Origin of the sequence: Paenibacillus sp. GCM10012306 (assembly GCF_042649265.1) — a bacterium.
Lineage (GTDB): Bacteria > Bacillota > Bacilli > Paenibacillales > Paenibacillaceae > Paenibacillus_AQ.
Genome location: NZ_JBHRYW010000002.1, coordinates 1 through 13,645 on the forward strand (window position 1 = coordinate 1; position 13,645 = coordinate 13,645).

Genomic DNA, 13,645 nt, shown 5'->3' on the forward strand with positions numbered 1-13,645 from the left:
CACGATTATTAAGTTTACAAACAGTGTCGTCGGAGTGGAGAATTTATTTAGCTAAATTATGTATTTAAACTCATAATTTAGCTAATCAACAGGTCTAACAATAATGCCCTTAATTCCCTTTTTTACTCTAAAATCATCAATTTAAGGTACAAAAATGACGTTATTTTAATGCTGAGTAGACTTTAGAAAAAGAATTGTTACATGAAGGAAAACGGCGGGGATGGCAACCGTAGTAGCACAGGCGATCAAGTGAAAGCTTAGGTTTTCTGATTCACTGAGTTTGTGTGTCAGCTCCACATTGTGCTCGTCACTTTAGTTCCCAGTCTAGTTCTCGGTAAGCCCTCGGTAAGCCCTCGGTAAGCCCTCGGTAAGCCCTTTGTAAGTCCCAGGTAATGAATAAATTACCACTCTTGTTCGCTGTACGAATCTCCCCGTACCTCCCCGTACCTCCCCGTAATCTTTCCCGCACTAATTCCCCCAACTCCTGTTTACAAAGTACAACATATTCACCGAAGGACCGTCACCGGGTTTCCCTCCCGGGCATATGCTATTGCAGCAATGTGTGGAGGGAGAGATTCTGCAGATGACCTACAAAGGCTTTATTGTACATCATTCCCGCTGCCCGTCAATTAACGGTAAAGGCTTCGACTTTTGGGTCGGGAAGGATGGGGCCGTTTATGCCGCCCCGCTGCTCACCGATCCAGATTATATTCATCTCTGTCTGGAGGGGGATTACAGCACCGCCGAAAGTGTCCCGGAGCTTCAGCACAGAAAGGAGCAGCTGTTTGCCGCAGGCAAACTGATTCTAGAGCTAGCCTCGCGCTACCGAATTACCCCACTTCTTATCGAAGCCCATAACAATTCTTGCCCAGGTGCATTTTTTCCGTGGAATGAACTTGTGATTTATCCCTCGGGTGGTTATCATTAGTCTGAGGTGACTAGTCGAAAATGGAAAGATTACAGAAAGTTTTAGCACAAGCTGGCGTTGCATCCAGACGCAAATGCGAGGAATTGATTTTGGCCGGCAAAGTAGAGGTTAACGGGGAACTCGTAACCACACTGGGTACGAAGGTGGACCCCGCCCAAGATATTATCAAGGTCTCCGGCAAGGAAATCCGGGGCGAGAATAAAATCTATATTATGTTCAACAAGCCCAAGGGCGTAATCACAAGCGCTTCCGATCCTAAAGGCCGTAAGGTTGTTACGGATTATATCAAGGGCATCAACGAGCGGGTATATCCTGTTGGCCGCTTGGACTACGATACGGAAGGATTGCTGCTGCTGACCAACGACGGCGAATTCGCCAACTTGCTGACGCATCCTAAGCATCATGTTCCCAAGACGTACCTGGCCACGGTCAAGGGTGTGCCGCATGGTAGCGCGCTGGACAAGCTCAAGTCGGGCATCAAGCTGGAGGACGGCATGACAGCTCCGGCAGAGGTTGAGTACAAGGACATTGATGAAGCTAATAAGGAAGCGGTAATCAGCATCACGATTCATGAAGGCCGCAACCGTCAGGTGCGCCGGATGTTCGAGGCTGTGTCTCACCCTGTCACTCGTTTGAAGCGGATTTCGTTCGGGGATATTTTGCTGCAGAATCTCAAACGCGGCTCTTACCGTCACTTGACTAAGGATGAAATTAACCATCTGCAGCAAATTGCCAAAAATGGCTTACTCAAATCAAAATCACCACGCAAAGACACATAAAGTTCACAATTCAGCGCCCTAAAGTTGTGACAATATTCGTTATAATGTTCATAGGATGTTCACACCTAACAACTAAAGTAACGAGTTGCGTCACAAGAAGGGGGCTTCATGTGTGGGCAAAGCTAGAAAACCGGTGCAGATTGTAATTTTATTACTGGTAGTCCTGCTTGGCGGCTATGCCATCGCTACCTCCGTATTTGGAGGAGACGGCAAACCCAAGGAAGGTAGCAAGGCGCCAGCATTTGACCTGTTGGGCTTGGACGGCAAAGCTCATACGCTGGATGAGTACAAAGGTAAGGCTGTCGTGCTGAATTTCTGGGGCTCCTGGTGCGGGCCGTGTGTGAAGGAAATGCCAGCTCTCCAGGCTCAGTGGGAGAAATGGAAGAATCAAGGCGTTGTTGTCGTAGGCGTAAATGTAGGCGAAGACCAAATGACTGTGGAAAACTTTGTGAAGATGGTAAACATCAATTTTCCGATTGTTATGGACCCCGGGCGGGATGCAGTGCGCAGCTACGGGATTTCGCCGATGCCTACGACTTTTTTTATTAATAAAAAGGGTAGGGTGGACAGTATTCATATCGGTCAGCTTGATCTGGATACGCTGGATTCACAAATCGGGAAGCTGGTGAGCCCATGAGCGGACGGACGCCGTTAATTACCAACACCAAATGCGAATGCGGCCATCAGAACCCGGTAGGCACAGTCCTCTGTGAAGCCTGCGGTAAGCCGCTGGAGGAAGATGGGGATTCCAGTGAAAACCTTGAAATGCGTTATGACGGCGTAGCCCGCCGTTCACAACGTGCCAACCCGAATGTGATCGACCTCGTCTGGAACTTTTTTTCATCCGTCAAAATTGCTATCTATCTGATTGTTCTGACGCTGCTTGGCTCCATGCTGGGAACTATTTTTCCTCAGGAGAGTACCTTTCTCAATATTGATGCTTCAACGTATTACAAGGAAAAATACGGAATTGCAGGGCAGATCTATTATAAGCTTGGACTATCCCATACGTATGAATCGTGGTGGTTCGTCCTGCTGCTGGTCATGATCGGGGCCTCGCTCGTTATTTGTAGCCTTGATCGCGTGCTTCCACTTTATAAAGCGCTAACAAGACAGAAAATCCGCAAACACCGCCAGTTCCTGACTCGGCAAAAGGTCGTGCTGGTCACGGAAATGCAGGAAGAGCCGGAGGCCTGGGTCGGCCGGATCGCAAAGCCCCTGAAGAAGCGAGGTTACCGTGTCATCACGGAGGGCGGGGCGTTACTCGCCGAGAAGCACCGCTTCAGTCGCTGGGGTCCATACGTCATACATATCGGCCTGATTATTTTTTTACTTGCTGTACTGGCGCGAGGGTTGCCTGGTCTAAATATGGATCAGCATCTTGCCTTTCCGCAAGGAGAGATCACGCCAATTCCGGATACGACCTATTACCTTAAGAATGAGAAATTCACCGTAGAATTCTACACCGACGCTGAAATGCCAGAAGAATTCCGGGGCAAAAAAGTGCTGCCCAAGCTGTACGAAACCAAGGCGGTCCTGTACGAATGTACAGCAGATTGCGGAGATCCGACTCGTACACCGCAGCTTAAAGAAGTGGCCGCACATGATATTCAGGTCAACTCTCCTTTGAGTTACAAAGGTTTGAAAGCGTATCAGTTTGATTATGATCTCACGCCTATCCTGCGTTCAGTACAGCCGGAACTTAAGAATAAGCGTACTGGAGAGGCGTACGGCAAACTCAAGCTGGAGATGAAGAATCCGCAGCGTAGCTTCCAGGCAGGACCTTATACGCTTTCCCTGAAGGAGAAATACATGGATTTTGGCCTGAACGAGAGCGGGCAGCCAGTGTCCAAAACGCCGTATCCCAATGCACCGGCATTTCTCTTCCTGATCAAGGGACCGGACCTGCCGGCAGACGGTCAGCAGTACTTCTATTTCCCTAAGCAGGTAGACAAGGTGCAGTTCCAGCAGGAGGGCATCAACGACAAGCTGGGAGGCGCAGACCGATTCCTGGAGCTTGAAGTCAGCAGCATGCAGGACGTCGATTTTTCCGAATCTACGACATACCTGAATGTGCGTGTGGACCGGGCAATGCCTTTTGTATGGGTAGGTGCGGGTATAGTGATGTTGGGCCTTGTACTGGGCTTCTACTGGCAGCACAGACGTATCTGGCTGACCGTCGCGAATGAAGAGCTTATCCTTGGAGGACATACGAACAAGAACTGGTTCGGATTTCGCCGTGAGATCGTATCCATCTTGGAGAAGGTAGACATGGTAGTGGATGAAAAATCATTGGACAACGGGGGAGGTCAAGCATGAGCTTGCTCGATATCAGCAGTGATGTCTTTATAGCCGCCTTTTTCTTATACAGCGGTTCGTTCATGCTATTCACGATTGCCATCATGGGCCGGAAATGGTCCGGGCGCAAACCAGAGGAGCACACGGCTCGCTGGGGCCGAGTTGCTTTTATTGCCTCCTCACTGGGGCTCTTGTGCCACATGGCTTACTTCTTTACTCGCTGGGCAGGAGCAGGTCATATCCCGGTTAGTAACATGTATGAATTCATGACCTTCCTGTCGATGATGGTGATGGTCGCGTTTACCGTGATGTTTGCTATTTACCGTAAAATCTTGCTGGGACTGTTCGCGGTTCCAATCTCGATTATTATTATGGCTTATGCTGCGGTGTTCCCGCAGGAAGTTCAGCCGCTGATCCCTTCGTTGAAATCTATCTATCTGAACATTCATGTTACACTGGCAGCGCTGGGAGAATCATTCTTTGCCGTCGGTTTTGCTGCAGGACTCATGTATCTCTTGCGCACCGTAAACTTCACCAGCAAGGAGAAAAATGACCGGAAACAGCAACGTCTTGTTGAATTTACCTTGTTCTCGATTATTGTCATTATAGCCTTCCTAGGGTCCGTTTTCGCTTTCCGGGGAGCCGGATACGAATCGATTTTTGTCCGGGAGAACGTTACGATTGACAGCCCTGGGCAGGGAGATAGTACAATAGAGAAAGTGAGTTATAAAATGCCGCCTATTGTGGCACCTTACCATAGCGAAATTGAGAGCTTCCAGCCCTTTTTGGGTATGAAAAAACCGTTGTTCGAGGCGCCTTCGTGGATGAATGGCGTGAACGCGGGCCGGAAGTTTAATACCGTGATATGGTCGCTCCTTTCCGGGCTAATTCTCTACGGGTTGATTCGGCTGATTGTCCGTAAACCACTGGGAGCGGCCCTGCATCCCACAATGGACGGCATCGATGCCGATGATCTTGATGAGATCACCTACCGGGCCATAGCGATAGGCTTCCCGATTTTTACATTGGGGGCTTTGATTTTTGCAATGATATGGGCTCAAGTGGCCTGGGGAAGATTCTGGGGTTGGGACCCAAAAGAGGTCTGGGCTCTTGTCACCTGGCTGTTTTATAGCGCCTATCTCCATTTACGGCTTGCACGCGGATGGCAGGGACGTAAGTCCGCATGGCTCGCCGTACTCGGCTTTTTGGTCGTAATGTTTACCCTGATTGGCGTTAATCTGGTCATCGCCGGACTTCATTCCTATGCAGGAACGGATTAAGTGGTAAGTTAATCTGCCAAAGCAGCCGATAGTAAGGGTAACGTTCTACTGTATTTGATGAAGGGGTTGTTGTGAAATGGCAGATCATTTGAACAGAATTCTGGTTGTGGATGACGAAGAGCGTATCCGCCGCCTACTTAAGATGTATCTCGAAAAAGAAGGTTATGAAATTGATGAGGCGGAGGATGGAGAGATCGCCCTTCGCAAGGCAACAGCCAATGATTACGGGCTGATCTTGCTAGATGTGATGCTACCCGGCATTGACGGGATTGAAGTACTGACTAGACTTCGCGGCGTTAAATCGACACCGGTGTTAATGCTTACCGCCAAGGGCGAGGAGATTAACCGGGTACAGGGCTTTGAGATGGGTGCAGACGACTATGTCGTCAAGCCGTTCAGCCCGCGTGAAGTCATCTACCGGGTGAAGGCGATTATGCGCCGCTCCTCGGCTACAGCTTTTCTATCCAAGGAGAGCAATTCCAGCAATAACATTGTATTCCCGCATCTCATTATTGAGCATGATGCACACCGTGTAACCGCTGGTGGCCAGGAAGTCAGCCTAACCCCTAAGGAATACGAGTTATTGCATTACCTGGCGATTTCGCCGGATAAGGTGTTTTCACGTGAGGAATTGCTTAAGGATGTCTGGAATTATGAATTTTTCGGAGATTTGCGCACGGTAGATACGCATGTCAAGCGTCTTCGTGAGAAATTGAATAAGGTATCACCGGAATCCGCAGCGATGATCACGACCGTATGGGGAGTAGGCTACAAACTTGAGGTACCTAAATAGGTGAACTTCTGGAGAAGCCTTGTCGGCAAGCTGTGGGTCACGATCATCTGTCTGGTTGCTGTCGTACTGATGACACTGGGACTGTTCCTGTTGCCTTATATCGACAGTAATTTTGCCAATTCCGGGGCGATCAAGCGCTTATTTTTGTACACATGCATGATTGGGTTTTCTCTGACGACGTTCTTTGCCTTGTTTCTGTTCACTAAGATAACACAGCCGATGCAGCAGGTGATCGAGGCCGCCAACAATATTCGCAAAGGCGAATACGGAACCCGGCTGACTCTGGTCACTAGTGATGAAATCGGGCAGCTTGCCACCTCCTTCAACCATATGGCGGCAGAGCTGGAAGAGAATATTCGCAGTCTGAATCATGAGAAAGGCCATCTGTCCAGTGTTCTGCGTAGTATGAGTGATGCAGTGGTCACTTTTGACATTGAAGGCCAGATTATTCTCACTAATCCACATGGACAATCCCTGCTGGAGACTTGGCGTAACCTGGAGTGGGTGCAGGAAGCCGATCCTGAGCCCGGTGAGGAGATCATCAGCAAGGGAGAGGTACCACCTCCGCTGCGTCCGCTCTTTCTGAGCACACTGCAGGAAGGGGGAGACCAACGCTCTAACGTGCATGTCCGGCAAGGGGTCTGGTCTGTTCATATGGCCCCGCTGTATTCAGAGAACCATATTCGTGGGGCTGTAGCGGTACTGCGTGATGTGACTGAGGAGGTCAAGCTGGAGAAAATGCGGCGTGACTTCGTGGCGAATGTATCGCATGAGATTCGCACTCCGTTGTCTATGATGCAGGGGTACAGCGAAGCGCTGCTTGATGGCATGGCCTCTTCACCAGAGGAGAGCAGTGAACTGATTCAGGTCATTCATGATGAATCGCTGCGCATGGGCCGACTCGTGAAGGATCTGCTGGATCTAGCCCGAATGGAAGCTGGGCATACCGATATGCTGAAGGCTCGGGTTGATATGAGTGATTTGCTAGAGCGTGTCTATCGCAAGTTCTCTGTGCGGGCTAAGGAACGCGGTATTGATCTGCAGTACAGGAACCTAAGTGAAGAACTCTTGCTGAAGGCGGCCGATGAGGACAAGCTGGAGCAAGTGCTCACGAACCTGCTGGACAATGCTTTCCGCCATACCCCGGCAGGGAAAAAGATTCTGATTGTCGCCGGTCAAACCGTACAGGAGAGCCGCCGTTATGTCGAGATCGAAATTCGCGACGAAGGTGTGGGCATTCCGCCGGATGATCTTCCGTACATCTTCGAACGCTTCTACAAGGCTGACAAAGCCCGTGTTCGCGGAGAATCAGGGGGAACGGGGCTTGGTCTTGCCATTGTCAAGAATATCGTCGAATCTCACCATGGGCACATCTCGGCTGCGAGCAAATTGAGTGAAGGAACGACCTTTACACTGCGTTTACCTGTCGAAAAACAGTAATTCTAAACAAAGCCTGACGGCACCTCTGATTATCAGAGGTGCTTTTTTGTTGAATGGCACCGATTAATCTTGTTCATCGTGGAACAAATGGGGCTGTACAGCCCCTTATCGTCTCCAGAGGCATCTTCAACAGATAAATGAGTAAGACACTAAGACCAGGAAAGAAGAGCCTACTAGAATTGATTGTGGACAGATTTAGAGCTTATAGAAAAAGAAGCATTCCTAAGTAGAAACTACTGTTGGAATGCTTCTTCAGGTTGCTTAAGTAAATAAGCTTAGTATTCTATCACAACTGCAATATTTTGCATGCCTCCACCGACAGTCCAGAATAATACTTTATCGCCGCGTTCGATTTGACCGGTAGATACAGCCTTATGAAGTGCAACAAATGGACTGCTAGTCGAAGTATAGCCAAATTCATCCCCGACATACACGGCTACACTGCTATCAATTCCGACGTTTTCCGCAACACTAAGTATATTGGGAAGAGACAGCTGCGAGAAGCAGGCTGCTTTGATGGATTCTGGAGCGATATCTGAATCGGCAAGCAAGGTCTTGATTGATTCAGTAGCCGCTTCTACACAAATGGAATCATCAAATGGAGTGAATTTTACATTGAATTCACCAGGCGCAACGCCTGTTGTTCCCAATTTGGCTAAGCCTTCAACAGGAAAGATGGAATTGTATAACACACAAGTGTCTGTCTGGTAGATCGAATCGATTAATCCAACAGCATTTTCATCACGCTCTAGAATGACGGCCGCGGCAGCATCGCCGAAGCCGGCATAATATACTGGATTATTGCGGTCGGTATGCGGGAGAATATGGTCAGACCCGATAACTAGCGCGCGGCGGATACGGGGATTTGCCATCATCTGCCGGCTAACCTGATCAAAGGCTGCCGTCATACCTATGCAGTTTGCATTGCTGTCAATGCAGATGGTATGGGAAGCTGCATTAATCAAACGGTGCATGATCACCGAGTTGGTCGGGATAATATATTCCGGCGTCTGGGTGGAGAAGGCGATAAGATCAATATCTTGGCCAGTTAGTCCTGCTTGTTCCAGTACATTACTAGCCGCCTCAAATCCCATAGTCAGTGCATTCTCGTCCTCATTATTAATACTGTAGCGGGTGTTACGACCCAATGCCGCCAGAAGTCCACGAATCTCTATTCCTCTATCGTCAAAATGCTTGATGTAGAAATCATTGCCGATTTTATTACTCGGATGATAGATAGCGATGTCTCTGATGATTATGCCGGCCATTGAATTGCCCCCTTATTAGTGATGAGCTGATGGATAATTGCATGATCAGGCAAAATACAGGTTTTAATATGAAGTTGTGTCTTATGCAGTAACTGTAGAGATAATTTCCAGGTTATCCAGACCCGCTTTACGTCCCAGGCGCGCCAATTGCATTTTAAGAATTGGATTGTTCTCAAGGGTCAGTATCACTTTGGCAAAGCCATCTTGCTTGATCATAGTGAAGCATCCCTCCAGAAGAGGCACAACATTAGGAGCGGTAACGTTAAGCTTTCTGCAATCAAAGCGCAGCTCATAGTCTGCTGGGGTGATCGGATTAATGGTTTGTTGGTAGGCTTGAATGGATTTGATGCCATCCTCTTCAGAGAAAGTGCCATCCAATTCGACATTGATAATCTTTTTAACCGAATCTGTTTCCAAAATAAATTTACCCATTCATTCATCGCTCCCATAAATTAGTATGATCTGATAAATAGGACATCATTTTGCAAATTAATAATATATCCAAAAACTTTGATTCACGATTTTCGACAATCGATATTATACTTATTTTTGGGATATTTTAACTATATTAATAGCATATGATTTATATATTTGCAATGAAAAAGTCGAAAAATGTAAATTATTGTAGTGAACAGGGACTACTTTACTTCTTCCAAAACTTCGAGCAATACGTTAAAGGCACTAATTACACGTGGAGCCCCCAGAGCAGGCACCAAATGAAGCAGAACACCCTTAAGCTGCTCCTCAGTGACACCTACACTTAGCGCCATAACATAATGGACGCCAAGTTGTTCGTATTGTCCCATCGCAATCAGTGCGGAGATTACTGCAACTTCTTTCCAGTCATCACCGATCGTGTTGCGCTGAAAAATGTCACCGTAGGCGGCGCCCATAATATATTCAGCCAGATCTGGGAAATGGTCTTTAATAGGGGCCAAGGCTTTGGCACCATAGTCCCCTGATAAGTTAGCAAAGTGGTTCAGACCACTTTTGATGTTGTTGTTCAAATTGTCGCTCATAAATTGGCCCCCTAATTAAAGATTCACTACACGGTGTGCAGTAGGTGGTACTTCGTCACGGTCTGTCAACAGTTCGATTACTGCAACCTTGTTCAAGGCTACCGCATCTTCGATCGCAGCGGAGAATTGTTCCAACGTCTCACAGCGATATCCGCTTGCTCCAAGGGATTCACCAAACTTCACGGCGTCCATTGGGACTTCGAATAGGGTTCCGTCAATTCGGCCCGTAGTCTTCTGCATTCCCTTAAGCGCCATATCCAGTTGCATGTTGTTCACAACGATAAAAATAACCGGGATATCCTTACATACTGCTGTATTAATCTCTGCACCGAGCATCATAAAGCATCCATCGCCAGTCACACAGAAGATCGTTTCATCCGGTGATGCAACCTTGGCGCCGATAGCCATGCCAATGGCGTTGCCCATGCAGGCAAAATAGGCATCAAACACAAAACTGCCCGGTTTTTTAACGTTATACCATTTAACGGCATTAAAGCCATGGCTTCCGTCATCCACGAACATAGTGTTGTTGTATGGAATCAGATCACTCATCACATTCATGACTGAAGCCAGAGAGAGACCAGGGAGCTCAGGCAGTTCATCCCGATAGTTAAAGCTTTCGGTAGTACGTTTGGTCACAGAATCTCTATCCAGGTGTTCAAGATAATACACAAGATTATCACGCAGATCCCCGGTGACCGGTATTGTTTGGGAGGTCAGAATTTTGCCCACAAACGTAGGATCACTATCGAACTGAATTAAAGTCTCTGGATGGTTCTCACGTTTGAGATTACAGATGGTCATATCGCTCAGGCGGGAGCCCAGTACAATATACAAATCGCTGCGATTTAGCAGATCATCACCATGAGTGCATCCGCCGACACCGACAGGACCGTGATACAGCGGGTGATCCCAAGGAATAGCACCTTTGCCGCCAGGAGAAGTCACGACAGGGATGTTGAAGGTTTCAGCCAATTCGATCAGCTCTTTATGAGCTCCGGAACGGTTAACACCTTTACCCGCAATAATCAGTGGGTTCTCAGCATTGTTGATAGCGTTGATTACACGGTCAAAATTGGAGATGCTTACGAACGATTCGCGCTCTGGATAGACTACCGGGAATTCTTCCAGCAGTTCTGTCTGAACGTCGAAAGGCAAGCAAAGATGAACGGGACCACGGTTACCGCTCAGAGCAATCGAGATAGCATGATTGAAAATGGTACTGAAGTTATCGCCACGTTCTACAAGCTTGCTGAATAGAGTAGCCGGTTTGAACATATCAGCAAGATCAGCCAGATATGAGGAAGAATCCTGACATTGCGGAATACCTAATTCTTTTATGGATTGATGACCTGTAATAAATAGTACCGGAAGGTTATTCGCTTTGGCATGGGCCGCTGCAGTCAGTAGGTTCGTTCCTCCGGGACCGGATGTTCCGAAAGCAACACCTAGTCCGCCAGTCTTAAGGGCATAGCCTGCGGCTTCAAACCCGGAACTGGATTCATGTCTTCCAGGAATAAACTCAATACCGTAATCCACCATCTTTAGAACTAAAGGACAAATGGATTTACCAATAATACCAAATGAATGGGTTACTCCGAGATTACGTAGTGCCTCCGCCATAAAATCTGCGACTGTCTTCAAAAAAAACACCTCTCAAGTGTATGAATTGGGATAAGTAAAAAGATAAATATATTATCGTTCTGGTGATGCGAAATGATTAGAACGATACAAACGGGTATAAAGAAACAACAAAACCTGTGCTCGAATAATGGAGCACAGGTTGGAAGCAAAAAACCGCCACTCAGACCGCAAGATTAAGTCGATCCTCCTGGTTTTCTCTGCAACCTGGCAGTCATGGCCTCAGAAAAATGAGGCTGTAGATCCATGGCTTTGCGTCATTCCTTTTCAGGAATTTTGCCCATATAAATTATATAACTAATTATAAGAATAATTTTCCTTTACATTATATTCCTAGCTCGTCTTTGTCAATATATTTTACACAAATGAACTCGGAATTTGACGAAAAAAATGAAAGAGAATAGGGATATAGTTTTAATTTAAAATGTATCCAAGGGGGTATTGTAAATTAGAATGCGGTTACAAAATAGAGCGAAAATAAACTATTAATTGGGTCAGTATGGAATATTTGACTAGAGGGGTTGGTGCAAAAATGCAAATTGGATCAAAACAATTGGATGGAGAAGATTAGATAATAATTGAAGAAATTAGTTGACTCATCATTTGCCGTGATATTTTTAATGAAAGAATTGAATCCAAATACTTATTTTTTTCTAAACTATAATGGAAGTGAGTGGGTTAAAAGTAGGATGCTTGAGAGGGGAGAAGGCGAATCGTTATTTGTGAGTATGAATTTTACGGAAAGGTCTGAAAGCGATATAATGCAAACGTTTCATAAGTTTGAAAAACTGCCGTATAAAATAGAGCTTATACGGCAGTTTTGTGCTGAAAGGAACAAAAATTAAATTTTGATGACAAATTCTAAAATTTAAAAATATGAATCGTTTTTTGTAGCTGGAAGACGGCTGACGTCATTTTTTCACTCTCTTCTGCAACAGATTCCAGAGCATTGATCTGCTCACTCATCGATGCAGAGACCTCTTCAGTGCTGGCCGCTGTTTGCTGGGTAATGGCGGAGATGTTCTCGATCGCAGAGGAGATTTTCAGGGCACTGTCCAGCATCAGATCGCTTTCCGAAGAGAAGGCGGCGATCTGCTCGGTAATGTACTGTACGCTTTGGACAATTTGCCCGAAAATTTGTGCAGTCTGAATGATCATTTCATTCTGTACCTGAACGACTTCCTCATTGATGGTAATATTCGCAATGGCTTCCTTGATATCGGCTTCAATGCTTCGCACCAAGCTGAAGACCTCTTTGGTCGAGGCCGTTGATTCCTCAGCCAGTTTGCGAACTTCGTGGGCGACCACGGCGAACCCGCGGCCATGCTCTCCGGCACGGGCAGCTTCGATGGAAGCATTCAAGGATAACAGGTTGGTCTGTTCCGCAATTTCGGTAATTGTCTTGGTAATCATGGTGATACCGCGAGCGTTATGGGAGAGGGCATCAATAGTATCAGCTACTTTTTGTGTAGCTTCAATATTCTTGCGCATGCCTTCCGATTGGGTATCTACCGATTGGCGACCTTGCTCTACTAATTCCAGCGTATGTATAGTTTTCTTGTTCATTTCTTTGGTCGAATAAGCGTAATTGGACACCTTGGTTTCAATATCTTTAATAGAATCAATCATGCCAGCAATATCACTAGAAATCTCGTTGGCACCTTGAGCTAGCTCGTTGGAGGAGGTTGCCACCTGAGACATGACGATCTTCAGATTCTGATTCTTGTCTTCAATACCGCGGCTTGCATCCATAACCTGACGTGTGATCTGTGACGCATCGGTCAAAATGGTCTTCAATTTGTCGATCATCGTATTAAAGGAGCGGCTGATATCACCCATGGAGCCATTCTCATCGGCTCTTTGCGTAAAATCCCCCTTAGAAATCGTATGTGTAACGTTAGAGATATCATCAAAAGAAGATGTAAGCGTTCTCTCGACAAAGCGAGAAAGAGGGTAAGTCAGGGTTGTAAGCAGGACCACCAGAATGATGCCGATAACAATTTTGCCGAGAATAATAAATGTGACCAAAACAGGGATGGAGAATAAAGCGGCGATCAAGTAACATCCGGCGACAATTCTTTGTTTCAAAGGCAGCTTGTACATCCAGTCCATAGGAAATATGTCCCCCTTTATTGTTGTGTATTGTAATATTATAGGCGATTAACCGGGTATAGGTCTACTGTAAGAACTGACATAAAT

Annotated in this window: 13 protein-coding genes and 1 riboswitch; of the genes, 8 read left to right on the plus strand and 5 right to left on the minus strand. The window is 46.7% G+C overall.

The genetic code is table 11. The features are described from left to right. Positions 1 to 544: 544 nt before the first annotated feature. From ACFORK_RS03695 to ACFORK_RS03725, 7 genes are all read left to right on the plus strand, one after another. A complete protein-coding gene (locus tag ACFORK_RS03695; protein ID WP_379195800.1) occupies positions 545 to 928 on the plus strand; it encodes an N-acetylmuramoyl-L-alanine amidase in 384 nt (127 codons plus the stop codon). 20 nt (positions 929 to 948) lie between these two features. Further along, positions 949 to 1,707 (plus strand): pseudouridine synthase, encoded by a 759-nt coding sequence (locus ACFORK_RS03700; protein ID WP_379195802.1) that lies wholly within the window; start codon positions 949 to 951, stop codon positions 1,705 to 1,707. Between the two features lie 112 nt (positions 1,708 to 1,819). Further along, positions 1,820 to 2,344 carry a thiol-disulfide oxidoreductase ResA gene (gene resA, locus ACFORK_RS03705; RefSeq protein WP_379195804.1) on the plus strand — a complete coding sequence of 175 codons (525 nt, stop codon included), beginning with the start codon at positions 1,820 to 1,822 and terminating at the stop codon, positions 2,342 to 2,344. Next, positions 2,341 to 4,026 carry a cytochrome c biogenesis protein ResB gene (gene resB / locus ACFORK_RS03710; protein ID WP_379195806.1) on the plus strand — a complete coding sequence of 562 codons (1,686 nt, stop codon included), beginning with the start codon at positions 2,341 to 2,343 and terminating at the stop codon, positions 4,024 to 4,026. Before resA ends, resB begins: the two co-directional genes overlap by 4 nt. After that, positions 4,023 to 5,285, plus strand: coding sequence for a cytochrome c biogenesis protein CcsA (ccsA, locus tag ACFORK_RS03715; protein WP_379195809.1), 1,263 nt, complete (start codon positions 4,023 to 4,025; stop codon positions 5,283 to 5,285). The genes resB and ccsA overlap by 4 nt, the downstream gene beginning before the upstream one ends. Positions 5,286 to 5,361: 76 nt before the next feature. After that, complete coding sequence (locus ACFORK_RS03720; RefSeq protein WP_379195811.1) at positions 5,362 to 6,078, plus strand: response regulator transcription factor; 717 nt, start codon at positions 5,362 to 5,364, stop codon at positions 6,076 to 6,078. Next, positions 6,079 to 7,518: an ATP-binding protein gene (locus tag ACFORK_RS03725; protein ID WP_379195813.1), complete on the plus strand. Its 1,440-nt coding sequence runs from the start codon at positions 6,079 to 6,081 to the stop codon at positions 7,516 to 7,518. A gap of 275 nt (positions 7,519 to 7,793) precedes the next feature. Here ACFORK_RS03725 and ACFORK_RS03730 read toward each other — a convergent pair whose 3' ends face one another. From ACFORK_RS03730 to ACFORK_RS03745, 4 genes are all read right to left on the minus strand, one after another. Next, positions 7,794 to 8,786: a 3-oxoacyl-[acyl-carrier-protein] synthase III C-terminal domain-containing protein gene (locus ACFORK_RS03730; RefSeq protein ID WP_379195815.1), complete on the minus strand. Its 993-nt coding sequence runs from the start codon at positions 8,784 to 8,786 to the stop codon at positions 7,794 to 7,796. Positions 8,787 to 8,867: 81 nt separating this feature from the next. After that, positions 8,868 to 9,218, minus strand: coding sequence for a hypothetical protein (locus tag ACFORK_RS03735; RefSeq protein WP_379195817.1), 351 nt, complete (start codon positions 9,216 to 9,218; stop codon positions 8,868 to 8,870). 206 nt (positions 9,219 to 9,424) lie between these two features. Next, complete coding sequence (locus tag ACFORK_RS03740; RefSeq protein WP_379195819.1) at positions 9,425 to 9,805, minus strand: carboxymuconolactone decarboxylase family protein; 381 nt, start codon at positions 9,803 to 9,805, stop codon at positions 9,425 to 9,427. Between the two features lie 15 nt (positions 9,806 to 9,820). Further along, complete coding sequence (locus tag ACFORK_RS03745) at positions 9,821 to 11,458, minus strand: thiamine pyrophosphate-binding protein (protein WP_379195821.1); 1,638 nt, start codon at positions 11,456 to 11,458, stop codon at positions 9,821 to 9,823. Positions 11,459 to 11,644: 186 nt separating this feature from the next. Then, positions 11,645 to 11,737, minus strand: a riboswitch (cyclic di-GMP riboswitch). A 287-nt stretch (positions 11,738 to 12,024) separates the two neighbouring features. Between ACFORK_RS03745 and ACFORK_RS03750 the strand changes: the two genes are divergently transcribed. Then, on the plus strand, positions 12,025 to 12,291 hold the full coding sequence (locus tag ACFORK_RS03750) for a hypothetical protein (protein WP_379195823.1): 267 nt from the start codon (positions 12,025 to 12,027) through the stop codon (positions 12,289 to 12,291). A 16-nt stretch (positions 12,292 to 12,307) separates the two neighbouring features. On the opposite strand, the gene ACFORK_RS03755 is transcribed toward ACFORK_RS03750, so the two are convergent. After that, positions 12,308 to 13,558 carry a methyl-accepting chemotaxis protein gene (locus ACFORK_RS03755; protein ID WP_379195825.1) on the minus strand — a complete coding sequence of 417 codons (1,251 nt, stop codon included), beginning with the start codon at positions 13,556 to 13,558 and terminating at the stop codon, positions 12,308 to 12,310. Positions 13,559 to 13,645 lie beyond the last annotated feature (87 nt).

Coding starts and splice junctions, on each gene's coding strand:
- ACFORK_RS03695 (WP_379195800.1), top strand. CDS start 545: ATGCTATTGCAGCAATGTGTGGAGGGAGAGATTCTGCAGATGACCTAC.
- ACFORK_RS03720 (WP_379195811.1), top strand. CDS start 5,362: ATGGCAGATCATTTGAACAGAATTCTGGTTGTGGATGACGAAGAGCGT.
- ACFORK_RS03730 (WP_379195815.1), bottom strand. CDS start 8,786: ATGGCCGGCATAATCATCAGAGACATCGCTATCTATCATCCGAGTAAT.
- ACFORK_RS03735 (WP_379195817.1), bottom strand. CDS start 9,218: ATGGGTAAATTTATTTTGGAAACAGATTCGGTTAAAAAGATTATCAAT.
- resB (WP_379195806.1), top strand. CDS start 2,341: ATGAGCGGACGGACGCCGTTAATTACCAACACCAAATGCGAATGCGGC.
- ACFORK_RS03700 (WP_379195802.1), top strand. CDS start 949: ATGGAAAGATTACAGAAAGTTTTAGCACAAGCTGGCGTTGCATCCAGA.
- ACFORK_RS03740 (WP_379195819.1), bottom strand. CDS start 9,805: ATGAGCGACAATTTGAACAACAACATCAAAAGTGGTCTGAACCACTTT.
- ACFORK_RS03755 (WP_379195825.1), bottom strand. CDS start 13,558: ATGGACTGGATGTACAAGCTGCCTTTGAAACAAAGAATTGTCGCCGGA.
- ccsA (WP_379195809.1), top strand. CDS start 4,023: ATGAGCTTGCTCGATATCAGCAGTGATGTCTTTATAGCCGCCTTTTTC.